At 47.9% G+C, this 12293-nt stretch carries 8 protein-coding genes and 3 rRNA genes (1 of these 11 cut by a window edge); 2 read left to right on the top strand and 9 right to left on the bottom strand.

Annotated features, from left to right (window positions below):
* Nucleotides 1-18: 18 nt before the first annotated feature.
* On the bottom strand, nucleotides 19-609 hold the full coding sequence (locus NSQ57_RS01950; RefSeq protein ID WP_069010725.1) for a flavin prenyltransferase UbiX: 591 nt from the start codon (nucleotides 607-609) through the stop codon (nucleotides 19-21).
* A 160-nt stretch (nucleotides 610-769) separates the two neighbouring features.
* Between NSQ57_RS01950 and NSQ57_RS01945 the strand changes: the two genes are divergently transcribed.
* Nucleotides 770-1675 carry a LysR family transcriptional regulator gene (locus NSQ57_RS01945; RefSeq protein ID WP_029514655.1) on the top strand — a complete coding sequence of 302 codons (906 nt, stop codon included), beginning with the start codon at nucleotides 770-772 and terminating at the stop codon, nucleotides 1673-1675.
* A gap of 72 nt (nucleotides 1676-1747) precedes the next feature.
* Here the strand turns inward: NSQ57_RS01945 and NSQ57_RS01940 are convergent, their stop codons facing one another.
* The 5 genes from NSQ57_RS01940 to NSQ57_RS01920 form a co-directional block, all read right to left on the bottom strand.
* Nucleotides 1748-2932: a response regulator gene (locus NSQ57_RS01940; protein ID WP_029514654.1), complete on the bottom strand. Its 1185-nt coding sequence runs from the start codon at nucleotides 2930-2932 to the stop codon at nucleotides 1748-1750.
* On the bottom strand, nucleotides 2913-4709 hold the full coding sequence (locus NSQ57_RS01935; protein ID WP_322251947.1) for a sensor histidine kinase: 1797 nt from the start codon (nucleotides 4707-4709) through the stop codon (nucleotides 2913-2915). The genes NSQ57_RS01940 and NSQ57_RS01935 overlap by 20 nt, the downstream gene beginning before the upstream one ends.
* A gap of 30 nt (nucleotides 4710-4739) precedes the next feature.
* Nucleotides 4740-5564, bottom strand: a complete 825-nt coding sequence (locus NSQ57_RS01930) for a carbohydrate ABC transporter permease (protein WP_141695461.1) — start codon at nucleotides 5562-5564, stop codon at nucleotides 4740-4742.
* A 14-nt stretch (nucleotides 5565-5578) separates the two neighbouring features.
* Nucleotides 5579-6469, bottom strand: coding sequence for a sugar ABC transporter permease (locus NSQ57_RS01925; protein ID WP_342425562.1), 891 nt, complete (start codon nucleotides 6467-6469; stop codon nucleotides 5579-5581).
* Nucleotides 6470-6698: 229 nt separating this feature from the next.
* Entirely contained in the window at nucleotides 6699-8030 is a 1332-nt protein-coding gene (locus NSQ57_RS01920) for an extracellular solute-binding protein (protein ID WP_029514650.1), read from the bottom strand.
* Nucleotides 8031-8324: 294 nt separating this feature from the next.
* On the opposite strand from NSQ57_RS01920, the gene NSQ57_RS01915 reads away from it, so the two are divergent.
* A complete protein-coding gene (locus tag NSQ57_RS01915; protein ID WP_165147892.1) occupies nucleotides 8325-8483 on the top strand; it encodes a hypothetical protein in 159 nt (52 codons plus the stop codon).
* A gap of 180 nt (nucleotides 8484-8663) precedes the next feature.
* Here the strand turns inward: NSQ57_RS01915 and rrf are convergent.
* The 3 genes from rrf to NSQ57_RS01900 all read right to left on the bottom strand — a co-directional run.
* A 5S ribosomal RNA gene (gene rrf, locus NSQ57_RS01910) occupies nucleotides 8664-8780 on the bottom strand.
* Nucleotides 8781-8933: 153 nt separating this feature from the next.
* Nucleotides 8934-11862 (bottom strand): 23S ribosomal RNA (locus NSQ57_RS01905).
* A gap of 286 nt (nucleotides 11863-12148) precedes the next feature.
* Nucleotides 12149-12293: ribosomal RNA gene (locus tag NSQ57_RS01900) — 16S ribosomal RNA — on the bottom strand (it continues 1411 nt past the right edge of the window).
* The 16S, 23S and 5S rRNA genes sit together here, the layout of an rRNA operon.

Below are 12293 nucleotides of genomic sequence, written 5' to 3'. Positions count from 1 at the left end.
CCTTCGTCTTTCGATTTCTCAATTCTGGTGCAGTCTGGAGTCAGTTTGCTTCATTCCATCCCATCGTTTGGCTGCGGCTGTGACGATACCGAACTGATCTAATACGCGAAAAACAATATGATCTACCAATTCCTCGATACTTGCAGGATGATTATAAAAGGCAGGCATCGGCGGCAGGATCATCACGCCCATACGTGACAGCTCCAGCATATTTTCCAGATGGATACTGCTTAATGGTGTTTCCCTGGTCATGAGCAGTAGCTTCTTTCGCTCCTTCAGCATCACATCCGCTGATCGGGTGAGCAGGTTGTCCGCCATACCGATACGAATAGAGGCAAGAGTCTTCATGCTGCAAGGAGCGACGACCATACCGTCTACCCGAAAGGAGCCGCTGGAAATACGCGCAGCCTGATCCTTATACGAGTAGACTGCATCCGCCATTGCCTCCACTTCCTTCACCGTATAGCCTGTCTCATAGGGAATGTTCGCAATAGCCCACGGGGATAGTACCAGATGGCTTTGAACTCCAGCCTCTCGTAATTGTTGCAATATACGGATACCAAAGATCGACCCTGTCGCTCCCGATATTCCTACAATCATTTTTTTCATATGTCCCCTCCTTCCACTCCATCGTTTTATGTTCACCCATGCATTACTGTCAAAAATTATACGCCTGTTCCCTGCACACGAAAAATATATATAATATATGTAATACATACTTTAAAAGTATCCTAATTGAAGCGTTGTTTAGAAATAAGGAGGAATCCCAATGGATATGAAGCATCTGCATTACTTTTGTGTCATCGTGGAGGATGGGCAAATCACCAAGGCTGCCAGAACGCTCAACATGGCCCAGCCTCCACTGAGTCAACAACTCAAAAATATGGAGGACGAGCTTGGCGTAAAGCTGATTTACCGTGAAGGAAAGAAGTGGGAGGTTACCGAGGCCGGGTATACACTGTATACACGCGCCAAACGATTATTGGCTGAAATGGAGGACACCTGTAGAGAAATTGGGGAGTTTGAAAACAAAGTAACCGGCACACTTGCTATAGGCACGTCATCCGCCTGTATGTCTCTGATTACTGAACAACTCAGCCGCTTTCATCAGGATTATCCAGAGGTATACATTAAAATAGGACACGGAGACACACATCATTTGGAAGAGCTGCTGCACCAAAATAAAGTGGATCTGGCCCTGTTGCTGCTTCCGGTAGATGACAAATCGTACCATTCAATTGAGTTGGAGGGCGTTTCCTTTGTTGCCGTACTTCCGTCTGAATGGGCAGATCGTCATCCCAGTGGGGAAATTACGTTACAAGAAGCTGCCAACTATGACCTCTTGCTGGGACGCCGAACAGAGGGACACGGACTATACGAAACCGTCATACGCAAATTTCAGGAACACCATCTTGTTCCGCGTGTCGTACTGGACTGTCCTGAAATATCGACCATTCTCTCGCTCGTTTCCACAGGCATGGGAATTACCATCATTCCAGACGCTGGCTTGGGACAAGAATACGGGGACAGATTTCGCACACTCTCCATTAAGGAGCCGTTCCCCTTCACACGGCCTGCCGTCGTATGGCGCAAGGATCGTTATTTATCCAATGCAGCTCGCAAATTGGTTGAACTGCTACAAGCTGAAAACACAAAAAAGACTGTTCCCGAGTAGATGCTCTACCGCTCTACTCCTGAAACAGTCTGATGCTGGATAAACTTCCTTCATTCGGTCGTTGATATCGCCTTACTTGACTCCCTGATGTCGATACTCGGTTGGAGTCATTCCACATTTGCGCCGGAATACCTGTGTAAAATGCCGCATATCCTGATAGCCGATCCGCTCTGAAATATCAGCCAGCCGCAAATGAGGATCACTGAGCAACCGCTTCGCCTCCTCCATACGCAAGGAAATGACGTAATCCTTATAGCCTTGTCCCGTCTTTTGCTTAAATAACTGGCTAAAATACACCGGATTTAAAAATACAATTGAGGCCACTTTTTCAAGTGACAGCTCCTCTGTAAAGTGAGCCCGAATGTATTGCAACGCCACATCTACCGTATGCATGCCTTTGCGGAGACATTCTCCTGTATCCGTTGCTGCGGCTGCAATCTCCTCTGGCGTACGTCTTAGCCGCGCCACCTCTTCAGGTATGGAAGCAAAATTGTGATGAACACCCGAACGTGTAATTTGTAGGGGCACCTTCACATAACGCTTCAAATGGGATTCGAGCAACGTCTCTAGCCGTGCGGCCTCTGCCTCACTCCTTAGCCTTGCAATACCCAGCAGACTATGGCGGTCTAGACTAACGACAAAGCCGCTGCCCCCTGCCTCAACGAGTTCGGACAGTACATTTTCAATCATAAAATGCTCCAGATGTGTCTGCTTGTGATCAGGTTCCATGCGAACCATGAAGAGATGGAATTCCGGATAATTTTCGACAAAAGGCTGTATATCCAGCTTACCAGTATCCAATCCAAGGGCATAGCGCTGGAAAACGGCCTCACGCAAATAAACCATATTGGATTTGAGAAGCCTACCCTCGTTCGCCTGCTGCGAGGCTACAAGCGCCTCGGCTGCCAACATTTCAATGCATTCCAGCAGCTTTCTTTTACCAATCGGCTTTAACAGGTAGTCTTTGGCACCCAGCTTTACTGCTCTTTGTGCATAATGGAAGTCGGAATGGGCCGAAATGACAACCCACTGCAGATGAGGATGCTTTCGCTTAGAAATACGCATGAATTCCAGACCATCCATGCCAGGCATCAGGATATCAGTTAATACAATATCTACAGGATGCTCCGCCAGAATGCCTGCTGCTTCCTCGGTGGAAGCAGCGAGATGAATGCCGCAGGTGGGTAGAGCTTGGCCAATGGTACGCCGAATCCCCTGCCGTATCATACTTTCATCGTCAGCTATCAGAATATTCATGTTTCTCCTCCTTCTGTGGCAGAGGCACACTTACAGTGGCTGTTGTTCCGGCCCCAGGTGCGCTAGAGATCCGTAGGCCGTACTCTTCTCCGAACATGTGCCGTAGCCGTAAATTTAGGTTTTGCAGGCCGATGCCTCCCGCCTGCCCGCTGCCCGCCTGTTTGCCGGGTTCTGCCAAAGCGACCTGGACCACCTCCCATCGTTCGTACTCCATCCCTGCACCGTTGTCGATGATGTGCAGGCTCAATACACCCTCATATTCCTCCGCTCTGACGAGCAGCTTGCCACCTGTATTCGCATGAAGAGGCTCCAGTCCGTGCTTCACCGCATTTTCAATCAAGGGCTGTAAGGTCATTTTTGGCAAGCGGATATCCATCCATCGTTCATTAATGCTAATGTCTACAGATACCCTGCCCTCCAGCCGAGCTTGAATAATGGTGAGATAGTGGCCAACCTGCTCCACTTCTTCACGAAGGCTTACATCAGCCCCCTCTTCCCAATGGCTACTGTAACGGAACATATGGGATAAGGAGAGAATCACCTCTCCGAGCTGATCCTGTCCCTCTTCGTCCAGCATCCAATAGATCATATCCAGCGTATTATACAGAAAATGTGGATTGACCTGCGTCTGTAGCGCGTGTAGCTCCGCATTTTTTTCACTGACCGATGATATACGCACCAGCTCGATTAGCTCTGCAATTCGTCTTACCATATGGTTAAAGGAAGTAGCTAACTGATTGATTTCTTCATAGGATTTGGTGTTTACCGTATGGCGGAAATTCCCTGTCTCTACTCGCTTCATCTCCCGAATGACTCGCTTGAGCGGAAGGGAAATGCTTCTGGAGACGATGGACGCAATTAACGCCGACACAATAATAAGTATAGGTGCCACGATAAATAGGTACCTTTGATTTTGCACCAGCTCCACGTTCAGATCCTCACTAGGTGTCACACTAATCACAGACCAGTCGGCAAACGGCAACTTGGAAGCGATTACAACATTCTCATTACTTCGATTTACAATAACTTCCCCCTCTGGCACCTGCTGCTCTAGATTTCGCAAATCCGGTGGCGGATCAGGGGAAGTGGCCGACACAATTCGATTTTCATGACCCAGCAGATATACCTGACTATTGGTACCTAACCGCAAATTGTGGAGAGCCGACAAAACAGAACCCGGCTCAGCCTCAAACAAGACAATACCAATCGGCTTGTGCTCATCCAAATCATAGAGCTGCCGTCCAAACGCAAATACGGGTCTGGTTTCCACCTGATCAATGACAGAGTGAGGATACACGCCCAGCCATGCAATTTTTCCCGCCGACTTTCGAATTTCCTTATACCATTCCGTCTGTTCGTAATGAGTATCAATGACATTCATATAATTGCCATAGTTATATACCTTGCCTGTGTCTGTGATGACATGGATGCCAATCAGATCTTCACGCGAATAATAGATAGCCCCCAGAATATTCGTAATCGTACGTTCGTTGATGTAATTGACAGCAGGTAAATCACTACTATCCGTCGTCAACAGACGAACCAAATCCATATTGTTGCTGATTGATTTGGAGAGACTATTATAGCTGCCGAGCAGCAATTCGAACAGTCCTGCCGTCTGGGATACATTTTTACGCGCCAGCTCGCTGACCTTATCATGGAACTGCACCGTAGTACGGTTGTAAAATAATAGACTGACCGCCAGCACAATGCCCGACATGCTTAATAGGAATAGAACAAACAAGCGGTATTGAATGGATTGAAAACGGCGCATCATACCTCTCTGCGCTCCTTTCGCATCGGCCGCCTATCCTTTAACCGCTCCCGCAACCATGCCCTTGGTGATATTTTCGGACAGAACAAAATAAATAATAATGACCGGTAAGGCACCCATGACTAGAAAAGCGCCAATATTACCGTAGTTCACAGAATACTGGCTGACGAACGTATATACGCCGAAAGGGAGAGTTTTGAGCTTCTCGGACGAGATAAAGGTGGCAGCCATAATGTATTCATTCCAGATATTAATGAAAGTTAAAATACATACCGTCATGGTAGGCGGAATCGAGATGGGTAAGATTACACTGCGGAAAATACGATAAATGCTCGCTCCGTCAATGTAAGCGGACTCTTCAATTTCGTGGGGAATGGACCGCATAAAGCCGGATAGGATGAAGACCGCAATCGGTGTCTGAAAAGCAATGTAGGGTAAAATCAATGAGAAATACGTATTCAGAATATGGACATTTTTAAACATCACCATCAGCGGCAGTAGTGTAGCTTGCATCGGGATCATCATCCCGATCAGAAACATGGTCAGCACAACAGCCCCGAAGCGCCAACGAAAACGTGTAATCGCATAAGCAGTCATCGAGCTTAATAAAATGACGAAAATCATCGTAACCCCGGTTACCAGCACACTGTTTCCTAAATAACGCAAGTAGCTCCCTGATTCATAGGCTTCCTGATAGTTGTGCCACTGAGGCACTTGAGGGAGTGCAAAGAAGCTTGAGCTCAATATCTCTTCATTTGTCTTCAACGAATAGGTCAGAAGCCAAAAGAGTGGATACAGCTGCGTGACCATTAAGATTGCCAATAAGGAAAAGACTCCCGTTTTCTTCAAGACATTCAACAGTTCCATCTCCTTTAGCTTACCTTATTTTCGATTCGTTTGAAAACAAAATTTATCACAATTGTAAATGACAAGCAAATCACTACGAGAATTGAAGCCAATGCACTGCCATATCCGTATTTCATCGATAAAAAGGACATATTGTACATATACGTAGATACTGTATCCGTCGCATGGGCTGGTCCTCCCCCCGTCATCACCCAAATCAAATCAAACGATTGCAGGGAGCCGATAAATGCTAATACAATTGATATCTTGAAAATAGGTACAATGAGCGGCAGCGTAATATAGCGGTCTGCTTTGAATCCTTCAGCTCCATCAATTTTGGCTGCTTCGTACAGCTCATTCGGTATATTTTGTACCCCGGTAAACTGGATAAGCAAATGATAGCCAAAATACTGCCATAACGATACAAAATAGAGGGCGTACATCGCGATCTGCGGTTCCGTCAGCCATGAGCGTGTCCAGCTTTCCAGCCCAATCGCCAGCAAAATACCGTTCAGCATTCCACCCATCGAGGCTGGATTATAGATCGTCTTCCACAGCTGCCCGATAATGACCACCGACAGAATAACCGGCAGAAAATACATCGTTACCAGCGTATTGGCCTTACGCACATAGCGATTAAGCAAGATCGCCAGCAGCAGACAAAACGGAATTTCCAGCATGGAAAACACAGCGAACATCATAGTCCGTTTCACGGATGGCCAGAACACTGAATCTGATGTGAAAATCCGCTCAAAATTAGCCACCCCCACAAACTTTGCCTTGGCGATTCCGTTCCAATCCAGCAATCCGCAATACACCGACACCAGAATCGGAACAAATACCATACAGGTATACAGCAACAGGCAGGGTAGCACGAAAACGGCAATGGTACGTGCTGGCACCTTCAGTACATTCATGCTCTAATCTCCTTTATGTTGATTCTGAACATCTTCTGAGGATGTACAACCTACATGATTTCCGATCAGGGAAGAAGCATTCCGCCCCCTCCCTAGTGCCTGCTACTTCGGGATTTTGCAAAATTCCATTCCAGTCATTCCAAAGTGCAATATCTAGATGAACTAGGCCATTTCGATCTATAATACTGTTCATCGGAAGTCGCTTACTGGATTTTTGTAAAATCCTCACTTATTTATTCGCTTCAAAAGTGTTTTGATGTTCCTTGGCAACTTGTGCGGAGTCTTCTTTTTGTACGAACAGGTTTTGAATGCTACTCAGATGCGCCTGCGCAATAGCCGGATTCATCGTATTATCAAAGGCGAGATCGCCCCCTTTTACATTCTTGAACAGCTCATTAAGACTAATTGCTAACTCGGAGTAGCCCGCTTCCTTCAGGTCCCCTTTCATTTTCTGACCACTGCCAATCGCATTTTTCAGATCAAACTGAATTTTGGGCATCTCCTTAATAAAATAATGCAGAAAATCCTTCGTCTCCTGTAAATGTTCACTGTTCGCAGATACCGCAAATGCGCTGCCCGGCGCAATTACGTACTCATTCACATCACCCTTGCCATTCACCGTAGGGAATTGAAACGCTCCTACCTTACCCGCTACCGAAGAAGCATCAATTGACCCCGTTTCCCACGTACCCATGATATACATCGCGGCTTTTCCTGTTTTAAAAATATTACCACCTGCATTGTAGTCAATAGACGTAGCTCCATCCGGGAAAGCTCCTGCCTGCACCAATTCCTGAAATGCATCCACCGCTTCCACAAAAGCCGGGTCGTTAAACGTCTTTTTGCCGTCCAGTACATCATTGAGAAAATTCGGTCCTTCATTCGTACGCAACAAAATGTTCATAAAAAGGAGGGACCCCGTCCATGAATCCTTTTCCCCAATGGCAATCGGAGTAATTCCCTTCGCCTTCAGCGTTTTGACCGTCGTAATCAGCTCGTCAAAGGTGGTCGGCAACTTCTGGATTCCCGCCTGCTTGAACAGTTCCTTATTGTAAAACACCACTTCTATATTGTTGCCGTCCGGAAAAGCGTAGAGCTTATCATCGAAGCTATAGTAATTAAGAAGTCCATTCTGGAACGTATCTTTTAACCCCTCTTTATCAGCCACATCGTTTAATGGAGCTAGCAGCCCGGCATCTACGAATGGCTTCATCTGTGCAGCAGGGTTTACAATCGTGATATCAGGCACTTCCTTCGCCGCTGCCTGTGTTTTCAGCTTAAGCTTTTGTTGATCTGTATTTAGCGAATCCAATTCAATTTTGACATGAGGATGATCCTGCTCGTATTGACCTACAATTTGCTTAATCATTTTGTACGAAGGGGTGCTCGGATCAGGATTGATGTTCTGAAAGGTAATCGTAACATCTTTCGTTGCGGTGCCTTTGCTCGGTTCTCCTGAATTTCCCGGACTTGCGCTTTGTCCGTTATTACAAGCTGCCAGCGTCAATGCCAAGGCGCTCGCCATCATAATAGCAAACGCTTTCATTTTTGTTCTGCTCATGGTCTTTTTCCTCCTCTTGTTGAAGCATTGCGCAATTTGCCCTCCTTATTGGTGGACACTCAATGCCCGCTTGTTCTTTTCATTATGTTCCATAGAAAAGACGTGAACAATGCGTGAACTTAAGGAGAAGGGTTTGTTTTTTCAAGCCCTCATTTGCGTGCTTCAAAATTCATTCATATCATAACTTGCAATTTATCTAGAACACAGGCATAATATGAATAAGATCATCATTTGATAATGATTATCATTATTAAATGATAAATACACATAGACTTTAAAGGAGGCAGGACCGCAGTGAAAGAAACTTTCAGTAAAACCTCCCTGCATATTGATGATTATTTGGACCTTCTCAATCTTGCCGTACAAGTCGGAGATACCAAGTGGCAAAAAGAAATTACCCGTAAACTTCAAGCCTTGAGTGTCCTTCAGACAGAACAGGTTGAAATAGATTAACTGCCCCAGTTAATACTGTCCTCAGTTAAAAATGCTGACTAGGCACCACTATATAAAGGACAACCAAGATACCATAAAACTTTTGACCGAATCCATAATGGTGATCTTTCAGGTGAATGATAAATAAATCGGTTATAGGAAAAAGAGCACAGCCTTAACGGGCTGTGCTCTTTTTATCGTGCTTGGCGACGTCCTACTCTCCCAGGACCCTGCGGTCCAAGTACCATCGGCGCTGGAGGGCTTAACGGTCGTGTTCGGGATGGGTACGTGTGGAACCCCTCCGCTATCGCCACCAAACATGAATTTGCTACGCAAATTCTATCGTACGGTTATTCGCTTCACGACATATCGTGTGAACGAATAGCCATGCATTTGTTGTATGTCACTTGTACATACCTTCAAGGTTACACCCTGAAAACTGGATCCGAAACTTATTTGCGTTTTATTCTTTAGGATAAGCCCTCGACCGATTAGTATTGGTCAGCTCCATGCATTACTGCACTTCCACCCCCAACCTATCTACCTCGTCGTCTTCAAGGGGTCTTACATACTGGGAAATCTCATCTTGAGGGGGGCTTCACGCTTAGATGCTTTCAGCGCTTATCCCTTCCGTACATAGCTACCCAGCGGTGCTCCTGGCGGAACAACTGGTACACCAGCGGTACGTCCATCCCGGTCCTCTCGTACTAAGGACAGCTCCTCTCAAATTTCCTACGCCCACGACAGATAGGGACCGAACTGTCTCACGACGTTCTGAACCCAGCTCGCGTACCGCTTTAATGGGCGAACAGCCCAACCCTTGGGACCTACTTCAGCCCCAGGATGCGATGAGCCGACATCGAGGTGCCAAACCTCCCCGTCGATGTGGACTCTTGGGGGAGATAAGCCTGTTATCCCCAGGGTAGCTTTTATCCGTTGAGCGATGGCCCTTCCATGCGGTACCACCGGATCACTAAGCCCGACTTTCGTCCCTGCTCGACTTGTAGGTCTCGCAGTCAAGCTCCCTTCTGCCTTTGCACTCTTCGAATGATTTCCAACCATTCTGAGGGAACCTTGGGGCGCCTCCGTTACTCTTTAGGAGGCGACCGCCCCAGTCAAACTGCCCACCTGACACTGTCCTCGCACCGGTTTACGGTACCAAGTTAGAACCTAGATACGATCAGGGTGGTATCCCAAGGATGCCTCCCTTCAAGCTGGCGCTCAAAGTTCTACGGCTCCCACCTATCCTGTACAGATCGTACCCAAATTCAATATCAAGCTGCAGTAAAGCTCCATGGGGTCTTTCCGTCTTGTCGCGGGTAACCTGCATCTTCACAGGTATTAAAATTTCACCGGATCTCTCGTTGAGACAGCGCCCAAGTCGTTACGCCATTCGTGCGGGTCAGAATTTACCTGACAAGGAATTTCGCTACCTTAGGACCGTTATAGTTACGGCCGCCGTTTACTGGGGCTTCGGTTCATAGCTTCGCCCCGAAGGGCTTACCACTCCCCTTAACCTTCCAGCACCGGGCAGGCGTCAGCCCGTATACTTCGCCTTGCGGCTTCGCACAGACCTGTGTTTTTGCTAAACAGTCGCTTGGGCCTTTTCACTGCGGCCCCCTCGGGCTATTCACCCTACCGAGGCACCCCTTCTCCCGAAGTTACGGGGTCATTTTGCCGAGTTCCTTAACGAGAGTTCTTCCGCGCGCCTTAGAATTCTCTTCTCGCCTACCTGTGTCGGTTTGCGGTACGGGCACCTTCTCCTGGCTAGAGGCTTTTCTTGGCAGTCTGAGATCATGACCTTCGCTACTACAATTTTCGCTCCCCATCACAGCCCAGCCTTACGATGTGCGGATTTGCCTACACACCAGCCTCACTGCTTAGACGGACATCCATCAGTCCGCGTCACTACCCTACTGCGTCACCCCATCGCTCATAACGGATTACGGTGGTACAGGAATTTCGACCTGTTGTCCTTCGACTACGCCTATCGGCCTCGCCTTAGGTCCCGACTTACCCTGAGCGGACGAACCTTCCTCAGGAACCCTTAGGCTTTCGGCGGATCTGATTCTCACAGATCTTTTCGTTACTCATACCGGCATTCTCACTTGAATGCAGTCCAGCGCTCCTTACGGTACACCTTCAACCCGCATTCAACGCTCCCCTACCCCTGATGCAAAGCATCAAGCCATAGCTTCGGTGGTGTGTTTAGCCCCGTTACATTTTCGGCGCAGAGTCACTCGACCAGTGAGCTATTACGCACTCTTTCAATGGTGGCTGCTTCTAAGCCAACATCCTGGTTGTCTGTGCAACTCCACATCCTTTCCCACTTAACACACACTTGGGGACCTTAGCTGATGGTCTGGGCTGTTTCCCTTTCGACAATGGATCTTAGCACTCACTGTCTGACTCCCGGAACTAAATCTATGGCATTCGGAGTTTGACTGAGCTTGGTAACCCTTGCGGGCCCCGCACCCAATCAGTGCTCTACCTCCACGATTCTTCTTTCCGAGGCTAGCCCTAAAGCTATTTCGGGGAGAACCAGCTATCTCCGGGTTCGATTGGAATTTCTCCGCTACCCCCACCTCATCCCCGCATTTTTCAACATGCGTGGGTTCGGGCCTCCAGTGCGTGTTACCGCACCTTCACCCTGGACAGGGGTAGATCACCCGGTTTCGGGTCTACGTCCACGTACTCAAGTCGCCCTATTCAGACTCGCTTTCGCTGCGGCTTCAGCTCTTCACCTTAACCTTGCACGGGAACGTAACTCGCCGGTTCATTCTACAAAAGGCACGCCATCACCCATAGATCGGGCTCTGACTTCTTGTAAGCACACGGTTTCAGGATCTATTTCACTCCCCTTCCGGGGTGCTTTTCACCTTTCCCTCACGGTACTGCTTCACTATCGGTCGCCAGGGAGTATTTAGCCTTGGCAGATGGTCCTGCCGGATTCATACGGGGTTTCACGTGCCCCGCACTACTCGGGATCCGTCTCGGAGGGAACAAGTTTTGAACTACAGGGCTTTTACCTTCTCTGGCGGGCCTTTCCAGACCTCTTCATCTAACCGGTTCCTTTGTAACTCCATATGAGACGTCCCACAACCCCAAGGAGCAAGCTCCTTGGTTTGGGCTAATCCGCGTTCGCTCGCCGCTACTGACGGAATCACTATTGTTTTCTCTTCCTCAGGGTACTTAGATGTTTCAGTTCCCCTGGTCTGCCTCTCACTCACCTATGAATTCAGTGAGTAGTGACTGTCGATGAAGACAGCCGGGTTTCCCCATTCGGACATCCCCGGATCAAAGCTTGCTTACAGCTCCCCGAGGCCTTATCGTTGTTCGCCACGTCCTTCGTCGGCTCCTGGCGCCTAGGCATCCTCCGTGTGCTCTTTGTAGCTTAACCTAGTATTTACATCGTAAATACGATTTGCTTTGAATTTCGGTTCAACACTTACGTGTGAATGAAATTCAAGGCAGCTACCTTTATTTCACTTGTTTACACAAGATCAGCTTAAAGGAATATTCTAAAACGCAATTTCGTTTCGGTATCCAGTTTTCAAGGTGCAAAGCTGTAAACAACCAGCTTTTTTTGAGAGTTTGAGCTCTCAAAACTGAGCAACGAGTGAGTAGTTTTTGAAGCTTACGCTTCATATTTGAATGTTTCCATCGCAGGAAACGATTCTCCATAGAAAGGAGGTGATCCAGCCGCACCTTCCGATACGGCTACCTTGTTACGACTTCACCCCAATCATCTACCCCACCTTCGGCGGCTGGCTCCCTTGCGGGTTACCCCACCGACTTCGGGTGTTGTAAACTCTCGTGGTGTGACGGGCG

It is taken from the genome of Paenibacillus sp. FSL L8-0502 (assembly GCF_038593055.1).
Lineage (GTDB): Bacteria > Bacillota > Bacilli > Paenibacillales > Paenibacillaceae > Paenibacillus > Paenibacillus polymyxa_D.
Note: the sequence above shows the minus strand (reverse complement) of the source record. Positions and strands in the feature narration are given on the sequence as shown.

Coding starts and splice junctions, on each gene's coding strand:
- NSQ57_RS01950 (WP_069010725.1), bottom strand. CDS start 609: ATGAAAAAAATGATTGTAGGAATATCGGGAGCGACAGGGTCGATCTTT.
- NSQ57_RS01945 (WP_029514655.1), top strand. CDS start 770: ATGGATATGAAGCATCTGCATTACTTTTGTGTCATCGTGGAGGATGGG.
- NSQ57_RS01940 (WP_029514654.1), bottom strand. CDS start 2,932: ATGAATATTCTGATAGCTGACGATGAAAGTATGATACGGCAGGGGATT.
- NSQ57_RS01935 (WP_322251947.1), bottom strand. CDS start 4,709: ATGATGCGCCGTTTTCAATCCATTCAATACCGCTTGTTTGTTCTATTC.
- NSQ57_RS01925 (WP_342425562.1), bottom strand. CDS start 6,469: ATGAATGTACTGAAGGTGCCAGCACGTACCATTGCCGTTTTCGTGCTA.
- NSQ57_RS01920 (WP_029514650.1), bottom strand. CDS start 8,030: ATGAGCAGAACAAAAATGAAAGCGTTTGCTATTATGATGGCGAGCGCC.